This is a genomic window from Bradyrhizobium sp. USDA 326 (assembly GCF_049739485.1).
GTDB lineage: Bacteria > Pseudomonadota > Alphaproteobacteria > Rhizobiales > Xanthobacteraceae > Bradyrhizobium.
This window is the reverse complement of sequence record NZ_JBMGQA010000001.1, coordinates 5,840,712-5,855,210: the sequence shown is the minus strand read 5'-3', so window position 1 is coordinate 5,855,210 and position 14,499 is coordinate 5,840,712. Positions and strand designations below refer to the sequence as shown.

Annotated in this window: 11 protein-coding genes and 1 pseudogene; 5 read left to right on the top strand and 7 right to left on the bottom strand. The window is 65.1% G+C overall.

The window, feature by feature from the left end; genetic code table 11:
• Positions 1-27: 27 nt before the first annotated feature.
• From ABIG06_RS27385 to ABIG06_RS27370, 4 genes are all read right to left on the bottom strand, one after another.
• The gene (locus ABIG06_RS27385; protein ID WP_194387890.1) at positions 28-1,230 is read right to left on the bottom strand and encodes an ABC transporter substrate-binding protein; all 1,203 of its coding nucleotides are present in this window, start codon (positions 1,228-1,230) and stop codon (positions 28-30) included.
• A gap of 77 nt (positions 1,231-1,307) precedes the next feature.
• On the bottom strand, positions 1,308-1,892 hold the full coding sequence (locus ABIG06_RS27380) for an amino acid synthesis family protein (protein WP_024338309.1): 585 nt from the start codon (positions 1,890-1,892) through the stop codon (positions 1,308-1,310).
• A gap of 26 nt (positions 1,893-1,918) precedes the next feature.
• Positions 1,919-2,815, bottom strand: coding sequence for a UPF0280 family protein (locus ABIG06_RS27375; RefSeq protein WP_370139318.1), 897 nt, complete (start codon positions 2,813-2,815; stop codon positions 1,919-1,921).
• Positions 2,812-4,269 (bottom strand): 6-hydroxynicotinate reductase, encoded by a 1,458-nt coding sequence (locus ABIG06_RS27370; protein ID WP_370140915.1) that lies wholly within the window; start codon positions 4,267-4,269, stop codon positions 2,812-2,814. Before ABIG06_RS27370 ends, ABIG06_RS27375 begins: the two co-directional genes overlap by 4 nt.
• Positions 4,270-4,506: 237 nt before the next feature.
• On the opposite strand from ABIG06_RS27370, the gene ABIG06_RS27365 reads away from it, so the two are divergent.
• Both ABIG06_RS27365 and ABIG06_RS27360 read left to right on the top strand, forming a co-directional pair.
• Positions 4,507-4,989 (top strand): (2Fe-2S)-binding protein, encoded by a 483-nt coding sequence (locus tag ABIG06_RS27365; protein ID WP_370139317.1) that lies wholly within the window; start codon positions 4,507-4,509, stop codon positions 4,987-4,989.
• Positions 4,989-8,519 carry a molybdopterin cofactor-binding domain-containing protein gene (locus tag ABIG06_RS27360; protein ID WP_370139316.1) on the top strand — a complete coding sequence of 1,177 codons (3,531 nt, stop codon included), beginning with the start codon at positions 4,989-4,991 and terminating at the stop codon, positions 8,517-8,519. Before ABIG06_RS27365 ends, ABIG06_RS27360 begins: the two co-directional genes overlap by 1 nt.
• A 149-nt stretch (positions 8,520-8,668) precedes the next feature.
• Here ABIG06_RS27360 and ABIG06_RS27355 read toward each other — a convergent pair whose 3' ends face one another.
• Positions 8,669-9,634: a catechol 2,3-dioxygenase gene (locus tag ABIG06_RS27355; RefSeq protein WP_370139315.1), complete on the bottom strand. Its 966-nt coding sequence runs from the start codon at positions 9,632-9,634 to the stop codon at positions 8,669-8,671.
• A 433-nt stretch (positions 9,635-10,067) separates the two neighbouring features.
• Here ABIG06_RS27355 and ABIG06_RS27350 point away from each other — a divergent pair.
• The 3 genes and pseudogenes from ABIG06_RS27350 (at position 10,068) to ABIG06_RS27340 (ending at position 13,111) form a co-directional block, all read left to right on the top strand.
• Positions 10,068-11,805: pseudogene (locus ABIG06_RS27350) on the top strand (ATP-binding protein).
• Between the two features lie 220 nt (positions 11,806-12,025).
• Entirely contained in the window at positions 12,026-12,607 is a 582-nt protein-coding gene (locus tag ABIG06_RS27345; protein ID WP_370139313.1) for a peroxidase-related enzyme, read from the top strand.
• Between the two features lie 9 nt (positions 12,608-12,616).
• The gene (locus ABIG06_RS27340) at positions 12,617-13,111 is read left to right on the top strand and encodes an MgtC/SapB family protein (protein ID WP_370139312.1); all 495 of its coding nucleotides are present in this window, start codon (positions 12,617-12,619) and stop codon (positions 13,109-13,111) included.
• On the opposite strand, the gene ABIG06_RS27335 is transcribed toward ABIG06_RS27340, so the two are convergent.
• Entirely contained in the window at positions 13,108-13,350 is a 243-nt protein-coding gene (locus tag ABIG06_RS27335) for a hypothetical protein (RefSeq protein ID WP_370139311.1), read from the bottom strand. The two genes, ABIG06_RS27340 and ABIG06_RS27335, sit on opposite strands and share 4 nt — an antisense overlap.
• A 4-nt stretch (positions 13,351-13,354) precedes the next feature.
• Entirely contained in the window at positions 13,355-14,497 is a 1,143-nt protein-coding gene (locus ABIG06_RS27330; protein WP_370139310.1) for a PepSY-associated TM helix domain-containing protein, read from the bottom strand.
• Positions 14,498-14,499 lie beyond the last annotated feature (2 nt).

Here is a 14,499-nt window from a genome sequence, read left to right as displayed (position 1 = left end):
ACCACGAGGCCCCGGTCTCTCTTCGCATCAATCCTTCGGACGCAGCTTCGCGACTTCGGCATCGCTGGGCAGGTAGTCCGCGCCCTTCTTGTAAGACGAGTCCACCATTACGCCCTTGCCGTCCTTCAGCGCGGTCTTGCCGACATAGGCGCCGAGAGTCGACTGATGGTCGATCTTGCGGAAGGTGATCTCGCCGAATGGCGACGGCATCGAGAGCCCTTCCGCCGCGGCAATCAGCTTCTCCGGATCGGTCGAGCCGGCCTTCGCGAGAATGGCGGCTGCCGACTTGATGGTCTGGTAGCCGACGATCGAGCCGAGGCGCGGATAGTCGTTGTACTTGGCCTGGTAGGCCTTGAGGAACGCGTCATGTTCGGGCGTCTTGATCGAGTACCAGGGATAGCCGGTGACGATCCAGCCCTCCGGCGTCTCGTCCTTGAGCGGGTCGAGATATTCCGGCTCGCCGGTCAGGAACGAGACGACCTCGCGTCCCTTGAACAGGCCGCGGGTATTGCCTTCACGCACGAGCTTGACGAGATCCGCGCCGAAGGTGACGTTGAGGATCGCTTCCGGATTTGCCGCGGCAACCGCCTGCACCACCGGGCCTGCGTCGATCTTGCCTTGCGGCGGCCATTGCTCGTCGACCCACTGGATGTCCGGGCGCTTCTCCGACATCAGCTTCTTGAACACCGCGACCGCCGACTGGCCGTATTCGTAGTTCGGCGCGATCGTGGCCCAGCGCTTGGCCGGCAGCTTTGCAGCCGCTTCGACCAGCATCGCCGCCTGCATGTAGTTGGAGGGACGCAGGCGGAAGGTGTATTTGTTGCCCTTGGACCAGGTGATGGCGTCTGTCAGCGGCTCGGCCGCGAGGAAGAACACTTTCTTCTGGTTGGCGAAGTCGCTGACCGCCAGGCCGATGTTCGACAGGAACGTGCCGGCGAGCATCGCAACGCCCTCGCTCGAGACGAGCTCGTTGGCCGCGGTCTGCGCATCGGCCGGCTTGCCACCGTCATCCTTGGAAATAACGACGAGCTTCTTGCCGTTGATGCCGCCTGCCGCATTGATCTCCTCGACCGCAAGCTGCCAGCCCTTGCGATAGGGTTCGGTGAACGCCGGCAGCAGCGAATAGCTGTTGATCTCGCCGATCTTGATGTCCTGCGCCAGGGCCGAATGAGCCATGCCGCCCGCCAGAAGCGCGAAGGCCGCGCCGACGAAGTAATTTCTTGCTCGCATCCCAACCTCCAGTTTGAAATCTACTTCTCGAGCATGATCTTATCGGAAAACCGGTTCCCACTTTTCCGGATCATGCTCTATCTCAGACCGTCTTCGCCCTTGATCTCCGCGACCGTCAGCCCGCCGACGCGCGGCAGCGGACGGCCGCTGTCGGTGACGGCGACCGCGACCATGATCTCGTTGGCGCGCGGCGCGTCGTTGATCTGCACTTCCATGCCGTCGAAGTGACTGCGCACGAAGGCAGCATCCTTGTGCCCGAGCGGAATGTCCAGTGTCGTGCCCGGGCCGCTGCGCTTCTTCGAGGAGGGGATCAGAGCTGCGCCCTTGCCCAGCACTTTGCGCACCGGCGCACCCATCTTGGGGTGGAGGATGGCGGCGGCATGCTCCAGCTCGCCATTCTCGCCGACGGCAGCCGCCTTGCCGTAGCTCTGCGCCTTGGCGCCATCGATGCCGAGCGCGGCCACCGCACGCTTCGACAAGAGCTCGCCCAATTCCTCGCCGATCGCGATCAAGGGCGACAGATCCTCGACGTATTTTCCAGCAAACGGATTCTCGATCACGGCAATCGCAGCAGCACGCCGCGTCGGCGGCGACACCTGCCGGCCCATCTCCATCTGCGTCTCTTCGACGACGGTGACGATCTTGCGGATGATCGCGCTCATGATTGTGTCCTCAGGTTCTTTCCTGTTCAGGCATGAACCGCGTTCTCCAGCGTAACCGGGCGCGATCGCTGCCGCTCAATATCTTTCGATCCGATGACAAGCATATCACCACAAAGCTGCAACACGGCCCCCTCGATCAGTCCGCGATCGAACAATTGCCGTGCACATTCCGCGCCAGATTCGAGCGCCGCGGCGATCTCATCGTGAGACAGCTCGCCGACGTCGCGGGTGACGAGGCGCGCGCCCAGATCGCTATCGGGCTGAAGCTCGTTCGCAGGCTTGCGGATGATGGCGGGATGCCTGGGCAGATCGACGACATTGGCGATGATCGTCGCCGCCGCATCGGCGTGCGATGCAGTCGCCGCCAGCACTGTCACGGCATCGGCGATGCCGAGCGAAAAGCTGCGGCCGTGGCGCCCGCTGGTCGCGACGCCCCGCACAGGATCATTCGCATCGATCCTCATCGTCCGCATCACGCCGTCGCGGTCGGGCCGATCCATCAGGCCGAGCGAAAAATGCTCGCCCACACCGAGATGCAGCGCGATGTCGCCACCATTGTTGACGTAGGCGCGATCAAGCGTCGCAGCGCGCAGCATTGCGTCGAGAATCTCCTCCGCCACGCTGCCCGCCACCGCCGCCATGGGCGTGATGAAGCAATCGGCGGCATAGGGTGCGACCGCGGCGTGCATCCGACGCGCAACAACGCCCTTCAGCGACGTCCGCTCCGCGGCAGCCGTCCGCAATTCCGTCAGCTCCGCGCAAAGTTCGTCGAGCAATCCGGTGAACCGCAGCGCCGCAGCCTCATAAGCCGCACGAACTTCGCCCGACGTCCCCCTCGCCTCCATGATCAAATCGATCGGTCCATCCTGCAAATGCAGCCGCCGGCCACCAGACAGCAATGCGATTTGCGGGAGCCTGGTCATGCCCGCGGCCCCGGAATCGGATTCGCCCAGGGCAGCTGGCGGACGTCGTCGCCATTCTGGACCTCGGAGAGCGGTTTCACATAATCCATGTGGCCGCCGAGCGCAGCATAATCGGAGAGCTTCATGGTGAACTCGATCGGCGCCACCAGCGCCGGGGTCGGCACATAGCCGAACGCGCCTGACGGCATCTGCGTCACATCGACCATGTAGGTGATGCCGCCGCCGGGCCAGACATAGACCGGCGCCCCGCCGCTGGTGACGCGCGTCAGCGCGTCCTTCACCGAGCGTGTCAAACGCACGGGATTGTCGGTGACACCCGCGCGTAGCGAGCCGCCCGCTCCCGCCATGAACAACACCGTGCACAACGCGGGCTCGCAGTTTTCCTGGATGCGCTCGACCGAAAACCTCAGGTCAGCCGGCATCTCGGTCTGGACCGGCTTCAAGGCATCGTCGAGCACGTAGTAGGATGAATGCTCACCCGTGGTGGAGACCATCAGGATGGTCAGGCCGGGCTTCGCTTCCTTGGCATCGAACGGCCCGAGGATCGACAAGGGATCGGAGATGTTGGTGCCGCCCCAGCCCGTGCCGGGATCTGCGACCTGGAAATAGCGGCCGGGGGTCGAGCGCCGTCCCTTCATCTTGATGCCGGTATCGGCGATGTCGAGCAGCTTGCCCGCCTGGTGCTCGCTGAGCACGCCGGTGATGTGATCGTCGACCACGACGACCTCGTCGACCTTGCCGTGCCACTGCTTGGCGAACATGCCAATCGTCGCCGAGCCGCAGCCGACGCGCATGCGCTCTTCCCTGGCGCCGTTGACGATCGGCGGCTGCCCGGCCTGCACCACCACCGTGGCGCCGCCGTCGATGGTGAGTTCGACCGCCTTGCAATTGGCGAGGTCCATCAGCGTGTCGCAGGTGACGCGGCCCTCCTTCTTGGAGCCGCCGGTGAGATGATGCACGCCGCCGAGCGACAGCATCTGCGAGCCGTATTCGCTGGTGGTGACGTGGCCGACCGCCTCCCCTTGCGCGCGCACGGTCGCAGTTTCCGGCCCGAGATAGCGGTCGGTGTCGATCTTCACCTTAATTCCGCAATAGGAGAAGATGCCCTCGGTGACCACCGTTACCATGTCGACGCCGTCGACCTCAGCTGAGACGATGAACGGGGCCGGCTTGTAGTCGGGATAGGTCGTGCCCGCGCCGATCGCGGTGACGAAGGTCGAAGGCTCATGGACGATCTTGCCGTCCCAGTCCTCGGTGCGGCTGAACGGCACGAGCTTGCCGCCATGCGAGACCGTGCGCTCCAGGATGACGTGCGGATCGACGCGGACGAGCTTGCCATCGTGATTGGCGTAGCGGTCGCAAGCGCCCGCTGCGCCCGGCTTGATGTAGCACATCACCGGACAAGCATCGCAGCGGATCTTGTCGATGACGGCGCTCGTCGTTTCTGTCACCATGTCAGAGGCGAACACTTCGGTTATCATTCGTATACGAACGATGTTGCGCGCGGTCCCCGGGCGCTGTCAAGCGGCGGTGCAGCGCAAAAGATGCCGCTGCCGCATAAAACCTCATTTGCCTATCCGCTCTGTCCACAAAGAAGGCAACCACGCTGCAGTGCGGCATGCACGGCTTGCACGTTTGTGTACAAACGGTATCGTTCGCCACGGTAGAGTTACGCGCGCTTGGGAACGAGGATGACGAAGACACCGATCCGCCTCACCGTGAACGGCAGGATCCACGAAGTCACGGCGGGGCCGGACACGCCGCTGCTCTATGTGCTTCGCAACGAGCTCGCGCTGAACGGCCCGAAATACGGTTGCGGCTTGGGTGAATGCGGCACCTGTACTGTCCTGATCGACGGCGCGGCGGCGCGGTCCTGCGTGATTCCCGTTAGCGGCTGCGCCGGCCGCGACATCGTGACGCTCGAAGGCCTCGGCACCCGCGACAAGCCCGATGTGGTGCAGCAGGCCTTCATCGACGAGCAGGCCGCGCAATGCGGCTATTGCCTCAACGGCATGATCATGACCGCCAAGGCGTTGCTCGCGATCAATCCGCGGCCGACCGAACAGGAGGCGCTGGCGGCGCTGCGCTACAATCTCTGCCGCTGCGGCACTCATGTCGAGATCCTGCGCGCGGTGATGCGCGCATCGGGCCAGTTCGTCGAGGCCGCGGATTGATGGCCTCCCCTGTTTCGAACGGAGCTGAGCGGCCGTCGGGGTCGCTCGTCGTCGCCCGCACCGTGGACGAGGTCACATCCGAGACCTTCGTCCGCATCACCGCGGACGGCTCGGTCACGGCCTATAACGGCCATGTCGATCTCGGCACCGGGATCCGCACCGCGCTTGGCCAGATCGTCGCCGAAGAACTCGACGTCTCCTTTGCGCGCGTCGTGGTCGTGCTCGGCGACACGGCCGTGGTTCCGAACCAGGGCGCGACGATCGCGAGCGAAACCATCCAGATCACCGCCGTGCCTCTGCGCAAGGCTGCAGCGCAAGCGCGGCATTTCCTGATCGCACGCGCGGCCGAGCGGCTGGAGCTCCCTGCGGCAGATCTCAGGATCGAAGACGGCCTCGTCCGCGGCCACGACAATCGCAGCGTCAGCTATGGCGAGCTGATCGGCGACGAGACGATTCGTCTCGAGCTTGCCGATGAGGTCCCTGTGAAGCCCGTCGGCGACTACGCAATCGTCGGGCAATCCGTCCCGCGCATCGACCTGCCGGCCAAGGCCACGGGCGAGCTGACTTTCGTCCATGACATCCGCGTGCCGGGCATGCTGCACGGCCGCGTGGTGCGCCCGCCCTATTCTGGCATCGATGCCGGCCCGTTCGTCGGCACCAGCCTGATCGCCGTCGACGAATCCTCGGTCCGCGACGTCCCCGGCCTGATCGCGGTCGTGCGCATCGGTGATTTTGTCGGCGTGGTCGCCGAGCGCGAGGAGCAGGCGATCCGGGCGGCTGAGCAGCTCGAGCTGAGCTGGAAGCCGACGCCTGTCCTCACCGATCTTGCCGATGTCGAGACCGCACTGCGCGCCAATCCATCGACGCCGCGCACGCTGATCGACAAGGGCGACGTCGATGCGGCCATCGCCGGCGCGGCCAAGCCGATGCAGCGCACCTATGTGTGGCCGTATCAAATGCACGCCTCGATCGGCCCGTCGTGCGCGGTCGCCGACGTCCAGGACGGCAATATCCGGGTCTGGTCGGGCACGCAGAACCCGCACGTGCTGCGCAGCGACCTCGCCCTGCTGATCGAGCGTCCCGAGAGCGAGATCGAGGTGATCCGGCTGGAAGCCGCGGGCTGTTACGGCCGCAACTGCGCCGACGACGTCACCGCCGACGCGCTGCTGCTGTCACGCGCGGTCGGCCGGCCCGTGCGCGTGCAATTGACACGCGAGCAGGAGCACGCCTGGGAGCCCAAAGGCACCGCGCAGCTCATCGACGTCGATGGCGGGCTCGATGCCGACGGCGGCATTGCCGGTTACGATCTCGCAACGCGCTATCCCTCGAACGCCGCGCCAACTCTGGCGCTGTTGCTGACCGGCCGCATCTCGCCCGATCCGGCCGTGCTTCAGATGGGCGATCGCACCGCGATCCCTCCCTACGACTACGACCACATGCGTGTCGTTGCCCATGACATGCCGCCGATCGTGCGCGCCTCCTGGTTCCGCGGCGTCTCGGCATTGCCGAATACCTTTGCGCACGAATCCTATATCGACGAGGCCGCGACCGAGGCCGGCGTCGACCCGATCGAATATCGCCTGCGCTATCTCAAGGACCAGCGCGCGGTCGATCTGGTCAATGCAGTGGCCGAACGTGCAGGGTGGACGCCGCGGCCGGTCCGTGAGGAGAAGGAGGGCGAGGTCGTGCACGGACGCGGCTTTGCCTACGCGCTTTATGTCCACAGCAAGTTTCCCGGCTATGGCGCGGCGTGGTCGGCCTGGGTCGCCGACGTCGCGGTGAACAAGACCACCGGCGATGTCAGCGTGACTCGCGTCGTCGCCGGGCAGGACTCCGGGTTGATGATCAATCCGGACGGCGTGCGCCACCAGATCCACGGCAACGTCATCCAGTCCACGAGCCGCGCGCTGATGGAGGAAGTCTCGTTCGAGCGCGGGGCGGTGACGGCGCGCGAATGGGGCGCCTATCCCATCATCCCCTTCCCCGACGTCCCCAAGATCGACGTCCTGATGCTGCCGCGTCAGGATCAGCCGCCGCTCGGCGTCGGCGAGTCCGCGTCGGTGCCGAGCGCGGCGGCGATCGCCAACGCGATCTTCGATGCCACCGGCGTGCGCTTTCGCGAGCCGCCGTTCACGCCCGAGCGCATCCTGAAGGGGTTGCATGGCGATGCGGCGGTGATGCCGCAGGCGCTGCCCGCGCCCGCGGACCCGCAGCCGTCTCGCGTCTGGGCAAGTCCGTTCGCCAAGCGCGCCGGCATTTTTGCGTCCGTTGCAGCCGTCTGCACTGCTGCCATCGGCATTGGCGCTGCGCTTCTTCCTGGCCGAGCGATTGCGCCGATCGCACGCCCCGACGCGTCGGTCTATTCCGCGGCGACCATCGCCCGCGGCGAGCAGCTCGCAGCGCTCGGCAATTGCGCGGGGTGCCATACCAGCCTTGGCGGCGCGCTCAACGCCGGCGGCCGCGCATTGGAGACGCCGTTCGGCACGATCTACGCGACCAACATCACGCCCGACGTCGAGACCGGCATCGGCGCCTGGTCCTATCCAGCCTTCGAGCGCGCGATGCGCGATGGTTTGCATCGCGATGGACGGCAGCTCTATCCCGCCTTTCCCTACACGCATTTTGCGAAGACCAGCGACGCCGACATGCAGGCGCTCTATGCTTACCTGATGGCGCAGCCTGCGGTGCGCGCGACCGCGCCAGCAAATGCGCTCACATTCCCGTTCAATCTTCGCCCGCTGCTCGCGGGCTGGAACGCGTTGTTCCACCAGGCGCGCGAGTTCAAGCCTGATCCCGCCAAGTCCGAGCTTTGGAATCGCGGCGCCTATCTGGTCGAGAGCCTCGGCCATTGCAGCGCCTGTCATTCGCCGCGCAACGCGCTCGGCGCCGAGCAACGCGAAGCCTATCTCGCCGGCGGCTTTGCCGAGGGCTGGGAGGCGCCGGCGCTGACCTCGCCCTCGCACGCGCCGATCCCGTGGAACGAGGATGAGCTCTACGCCTATTTGCGCACCGGCCATTCGCGTTACCACGGCGTCGCCGCCGGCCCGATGGCGCCGATCGTCCGCGACCTGAAGGCGCTGCCCGACCAGGACATTCGTGCGATGGCGATCTATCTCAACTCGTTCAATGACGGCGCGACCGACCAACAGGCGCAGGATGCGCTCGCCGCCAGGCTCGAGAACGCGACACGGGTCACCGTCGCGTCCTCTACCGGCGCGCGCCTCTATCAGGGCGCCTGCGCCGTCTGCCACGAGGTCGGCGGCCTGCCGCTGTTCGGCACCAGGCCTTCGCTCGCGCTCAACAGCAACATTCACAGCACGAAGGCGGATAATCTCGTGCAGGTGATCCTGCACGGCATCACCGAACCCGCCTCCAGCGACCTTGGCTACATGCCCGCGTTCAGGAACAGCATGAGCGATGCACAGGTCGAGGAGCTCGTCACCTTCCTGCGCAGACAGTTCGCGCCGGACAAGCCGGCCTGGGCCGGGGTTCGCGAGACGATCGCACGGGTGCGAAGTTCAGCCCACTGACGTCATTCCGGTGCGCCGCGAAGCGGCGAGCTATGATGCGCAATTGCGCATCTGAGAATCCATAACCCCGGCTGGTGGTTATGGATTCCGGCTCCTTCGCTACGCTCAGGCCCCGGAACGATACTGATTGAAACGTCAGAATTACGTCTCTACCCGTGCTTCACCTCCACCGGGGGCGTGCCGTGGGTGTGGAAGGACTCGATCGTCTTCAATCCCCAGGCCTGGCCCTTCTTGCGCTCCTCCTCGGTCCACACGATCGGCTTCCAATCGGGCGCGAGAATGAGACGCGCGCCGGCATTGGCGACCTCGACGCGGTTGCCGCCGGGCTCGTAGACGTAGAGGAAGAAAGTCTGCTGGATCGCGTGCTTGTGCGGCCCTGTCTCGATATGCACGCCATTCTCCAGGAAGATATCCGCCGCGCGCAGGATCTCCTCGCGACTGTCGAGCGCGTAGGTGACGTGGTGGAAGCGGCCGGGCACGCCGGAATGGTCGAGTGAATAGGCGAAGTCGTAGCTCTTGTTCGACATCGTCAGCCACATCGCCGCTTCGCGGCCGTCATTGAGCACGATCTGCTCGGTGAGCCGGCAGCCGAGATAGGTCTCGAAGAATTCGCGGTTGGCCTTGATGTCGACGGCGAGACAGTTGAGATGGTCGAGACGACGGACGTTGACACCGCGGGCCGGAAAGCGCTGCGCCTGGTTCTTCAGCGCGGGCTTCAGCTCCGGCGGCGCCTGATACCATTCGGTCTCGTAATAGAGCTCGACGATGTGGCCATCGGGATCGCGACAGCGGAAGGTCGGCCCCTGCCCCATGTCGCCGTCGATCCAGCCGATGTCGAAGCCGGATCCTTTCAGCGCGGCTACCCGGCGCTCCAGCGCCTGCTGGCTGCGCGCGCGTAGCGCCATGTGGCCCATGCCTGACGTCCTCGACGCCGTGAGCTTGAGCGAATAGCGCTCGTAATCGTCCCAGCCGCGCAGGTAAACCGAGTCGCCTTGTCGTCCGCTGACGGTCATGCCCATCACATCGACGAAGAATTTCAAACTCTCGTCGGGCTTCGGCGTCAGCAGCTCCATGTGGCCGAGATGGGCGAGATCGAGGATCGGTTCGGGCTGCATGTATTCCTCCAGGAGGTCGCTGCGATCCGGCTCCACCGGACGGCGCGATGGAACGCAGGACACAACGACGCGCGCCCGCCTCGCACGGCGCCGGTGATTTCATTTGTACTAATGTACAAATGATTAGGTCCCGTCAACAAATCAAGCCGCCACGCCCGCTGCAAATGGCAGCCGGCCACGCCCGGCCCACCTTCCAAACGGACGGTAGCCCGCCTGAATGGTAAAATCTTCCTTAAGGTCGGCCCGGTGCATCGGCCTCGAAAGGCAGCAATTTCCCGGCGATTCCGCCCATAAGTATGCATCAGGAACAAACTTGGCGGCCGAATTGTCGCGGATTTAACGGAGCAGGCACGCCCGGCGTTTAACCCTTTGTCCAGCGACGGCCGCGCATAGTCCGGAGCAAATCCCTTAGCTCTTGCCGGGTTCATTCATCGTGACATCCTTTGGACGCGTGATTTCGGTTCGCGGATCGCTCGCCCGCGTCGGGCTATTGGCGGCAAGCCAAATGCCGATCTCGGAGGTTCGGGCGACCGTCGGCCGTTTCGTCAGCATTCGCTGCGCCAGCTCGGTCATCGTCGCGATGATCACCGAGGTCTCCTGCGAGAATCTGTCGAGCTCCGACGGCTACATCGCCATTGCCTCGGTCGACCTGCTCGGCGAGATCCTCAACGCCGCGGACAAGGCCAAATTCCAGCGCGGCGTCACCAATTATCCGACCATCGGCGATGCCGTCGACCTGATCACCAGCCAGGAGCTGCGCACGATCTACGCGCCAACCGGGTCGGATCAGATCAATGTGGGTTTCCTCCAGCAGGACCGCTCCGTCGTCGCCTATGTCGATGTCGAGGAGATGCTGTCCAAGCATTTCGCCGTGCTGGGCTCGACCGGCGTCGGCAAATCGACCGGCGTCTCGCTGCTGCTCAACGAGATCCTGAAGGCGCGGCCGAACCTGCGCATCTTCCTGCTCGACGTGCACAATGAATATGGCCGCTGCTTCGGCGACCGCGCGCTGGTGCTCAACCCGCGAAATCTGAAGCTGCCGTTTTGGCTGTTCAACTTCGAGGAAATCGTCGACGTGCTGTTCGGCGGCCGCGCCCGGCGTGCCCGAGGAGCTCGACATCCTCGCCGAGGTGATCCCGCTCGCCAAGGGCGTCTACACCCAGTACCAGAACGCCGACCGCATCGGCCTCAAGCGCATCGACCCCAAGCAGATCGGCTACACGGTCGACACCCCGGTGCCCTATCGCCTGGTCGACCTGTTGTCGCTGATCGACGAGCGCATGGGCAAGCTCGAGAACCGCTCCTCGCGCATCATCTATCACAAGCTGATCTCGCGCATCGAAGCCGTGCGCAACGACCCGCGCTACACCTTCATGTTCGACAACGCCAATGTCGGCGGCGACACCATGGCCGAGGTGATCAGCCATCTGTTCCGCCTGCCGGCCAACGGCAAGCCGATGACGGTGATGCAACTCGCCGGCTTCCCGGCCGAAGTCATCGATTCCGTCGTCTCGGTGCTGTGCCGCATGGCCTTCGACTTCGGCCTGTGGAGCGACGGCGTCTCGCCGTTGCTGTTCGTCTGCGAGGAAGCGCATCGCTATGCCTCCGCCGACCGTAACGTCGGCTTCGGGCCGACCCGCAAGGCGGTGTCGCGCATCGCCAAGGAGGGTCGCAAATACGGCGTCTATCTCGGCCTCATCACCCAGCGCCCGGCCGAGCTTGACGCCACCATCATCTCCCAGTGCAACACGCTGTTCACCATGCGTCTCGCCAATGACCGCGACCAGGCGCTGCTGCGCGCGGCGGTATCGGACGCGGCCGCGAACCTGCTCTCCTTCGTGCCGTCGCTCGGCACGCGTGAAGTGCTGGCCTTCGGCGAAGGCGTTGCCCTGCCGACGCGCCTGCGTTTCAAGGAGGTGCCGCCGCACCAATTGCCGCGCGGCGAGGCCACCATCTCCAGCGTGCCGTCGGTCACCTCCGGTCACGACATGCACTTCGTCGGCGCCGTTCTGGAGCGCTGGCGCGGCGCGACATCGCAGCGCGACGTGCCGAACGATCCCGTATTCTCGGCCCCGCCGGCGAAGATGTCCAGCGTCGAAGCCCCGATGCTGCAGCCTTCGATGGGACTCGATCCAGACCGCTTCTCGCTGTTGAAGAAGCCGCTGCGGTAGCACATCTCTCGTGTCCCGGACGCGCCGCAGCGTGCAACGCTGCTGCGCAGAGCCGGGACCCACGCCGCGATCACCGCCCTTAGACAAGCCTGGCCCCCGGCTCAGCGGCGTACCGCCGAAGCGGCGCTGCGCCGCGTCCGGGGCACGAGACCCTGCGACGCCTCTAGAGCGTCCCTTCCGCATAGACTATGGTTTCTGCCCCAAGCCGGAATCCACGCCCATGACAAAGACCGCCACGCAACGCTTCCCCGCACCCGCCCTCGAAACGCTGCCTGAGGACATCCGCGCGCGGCTTCTCGCCGTACAGGAGAAGAGCGGCTTCGTGCCGAACGTGTTCCTGACGCTGGCCTATCGTCCAGACGAGTTCCGCGCCTTCTTCGCCTATCACGACGCGCTGATGGAGAAGGACGGCGGCCTCACCAAGGCCGAGCGCGAGATGATCGTGGTGGCGACTTCGGCGGCGAACCAGTGCCAATATTGCGTGATCGCCCACGGTGCGATCCTGCGCATCCGCGCCAAGAACCCGCTGATTGCCGATCAGGTCGCGGTGAACTACCGTAAGGCCGACATCACGCCGCGGCAGAAGGCCATGCTCGACTTCGCGATGAAGGTCTCGGCCGACGCTCAGCGGATTTCCGAGGACGATTTCGCCGCGCTCCAACCGCACGGCTTCAGCGACGACGACGTCTGGGACATCGCCGCGATCGCCGCCTTCTTTGCACTGTCGAACCGGCTGGCGAATTTCACCGGCATGCGCCCGAACGAGGAGTTCTACCTGATGGGACGACTGCCGAAGAGGTGACGGCAAGACATGACCGAGCTGGACTGGCCCGAAATCCTGCTGCGCCTTGGCGCAGCGACGCTCGCCGGCGGCGCGATCGGCCTCAACCGCGACCTGCACAGCAAGCCGATCGGACTGAAGACGCTCGGCATCGTAGGGCTCTCAACGGCAACCGTCGTGCTGCTCGCGGTCCAGTTCACCGAGCCCGGCAGGATGACCGATGCGACGAGCCGTGTGATCCAGGGCATCCTAACCGGCATCGGCTTTCTCGGTGCCGGAGTCATCGTCCACGAGAGCGACCGCTTTCGCGTGCGCGGTTTGACCAGTGCCGCCTGCACCTTCCTTGCCGCATGCCTCGGCATCGTCTGCGGCACCGGGCAATGGGGGATCGTCGCCGTCGCTCTGGCGCTGGCCTTCGTGCTGCTTACGGTCGGCCGCCGCATTGAGCGCTGGCTGCACCGCATGCTTGGCGGCAGGGACGAGGCGCATGAGGTCGAAAGCGCCCCGGAAGAGCAGCACCGTTAGCAGTCGGTCCGACGGATTCGCCGCCAGCCTGCGCGGTGCCAGCAGAACGCCGCAAGCGCAATCGGCAGCGAAAGAGCCAGCCACGACAGGCCGTCCCAGATCCCATCGCCGACGAGCGCCAGACCGAGCCCCGCGGCGCAGACCAAGCCGACAAGGAGCGGCGCCCGGAACACGTCCCATACACTTCTGTGGTGCCGGACCAGGTTCGGGGCGTCCGCCTTGGACAGGGAAGGACGCATGGGATCAGACACCGACTGCCGTGATCCGCTCTGCGCGGAGCGGCTTGCGGACCGACGGCTTTCGCCTTGCCGCCCAGAGATAGATTCCGCTGACGAGGACGACGATCGTCATGATGTCGAGAAACGCCCAGACGATCTTCAACGGAAGCCCGCCGTAATCGCCGAAATGCAGCGGACGCGAGACCTGAAGCGTATTCAGATACCACGGCACTTCAGGCGCCACGATCGTCTTGCCGTCATTGGCATCGACCAGCATCGGCTGAAGCATGCGCGCCGTGAAAGGCGTCGCTCCCTTGGTCCAGACGACGAGGTGCTGCGGGCTGCCGAAACGCGCCGCGGTCGGCATCGTCACCGAAGTGACGAGGCGATCCGGAAATCTGGCGCGGACGAGTTCGACTGCGGCCTGAACCGAAGGGATCGGAGCCACGGGCTTGCCCAGATGGGGCGCCAGCAGGACGGGAATGAGCTGCGCCCGCCACAGGTCGAACAGCGGCGTCGCCAGCGTGTTGATCATGCCGGTGAGGCCCACCACCATCGTCCAGGTCACGGTGACGATGCCGAGGAGATTGTGGGTGTCGAGCCATTTGACGCGCGGCGACGACCGCCGGCGAATCGTGCCGAAATCCAGCCGCCGCATGAACGGCCAATAGACCACCACACCGGATATGATCGACATCGCGAATACCAGCCCCATCGCTCCGAGAAACAATTCGCCGGGGAGCCCTGCGAACATGTCCTTATGGATCCGCAACACGATGTCCATGACGTCCTGATGCGGAGCCTCCTCTCCGAGCACCTCGGCCGTACGCGCATCGAGAGTCAGGCGATGGAAATTGCCCGGGGCCGGGATAGCGGTCGGAGAAACCGCGACAGTCACCAGCGGCTCGGTCTGCTTGAGGTTGAGAAGCAGGACGTACTGACCGGGAAAGCGCGCTTGAGCCGCCGCGATCATCCGGTCGAGCGAGAGACGCGACGTTCCTTGCGGCATGGCGGGCGCCGCGATCTCGTCCTCGAGCAGATCGTCGATCTCGTCGTGAAAGACCAGCGGCAGCCCCGTCACGCACAGCATCAGCAGGAACAGCATGCACACCAGCGAGGTCCAGGTGTGAACGCGGGACCATAGGCGGATCGTGCGTGCCTGAACCATGA

Bases quoted from the DNA above. Each gene is read 5' to 3' on its own strand.
- ABIG06_RS27340 (WP_370139312.1), top strand. From the start codon at position 12,617: ATGACCGAGCTGGACTGGCCCGAAATCCTGCTGCGCCTTGGCGCAGCG.
- ABIG06_RS27375 (WP_370139318.1), bottom strand. From the start codon at position 2,815: ATGACCAGGCTCCCGCAAATCGCATTGCTGTCTGGTGGCCGGCGGCTG.
- ABIG06_RS27330 (WP_370139310.1), bottom strand. From the start codon at position 14,497: ATGGTTCAGGCACGCACGATCCGCCTATGGTCCCGCGTTCACACCTGG.
- ABIG06_RS27345 (WP_370139313.1), top strand. From the start codon at position 12,026: ATGACAAAGACCGCCACGCAACGCTTCCCCGCACCCGCCCTCGAAACG.
- ABIG06_RS27355 (WP_370139315.1), bottom strand. From the start codon at position 9,634: ATGCAGCCCGAACCGATCCTCGATCTCGCCCATCTCGGCCACATGGAG.
- ABIG06_RS27370 (WP_370140915.1), bottom strand. From the start codon at position 4,269: ATGGTGACAGAAACGACGAGCGCCGTCATCGACAAGATCCGCTGCGAT.
- ABIG06_RS27385 (WP_194387890.1), bottom strand. From the start codon at position 1,230: ATGCGAGCAAGAAATTACTTCGTCGGCGCGGCCTTCGCGCTTCTGGCG.
- ABIG06_RS27380 (WP_024338309.1), bottom strand. From the start codon at position 1,892: ATGAGCGCGATCATCCGCAAGATCGTCACCGTCGTCGAAGAGACGCAG.
- ABIG06_RS27335 (WP_370139311.1), bottom strand. From the start codon at position 13,350: ATGCGTCCTTCCCTGTCCAAGGCGGACGCCCCGAACCTGGTCCGGCAC.
- ABIG06_RS27365 (WP_370139317.1), top strand. From the start codon at position 4,507: ATGACGAAGACACCGATCCGCCTCACCGTGAACGGCAGGATCCACGAA.
- ABIG06_RS27360 (WP_370139316.1), top strand. From the start codon at position 4,989: ATGGCCTCCCCTGTTTCGAACGGAGCTGAGCGGCCGTCGGGGTCGCTC.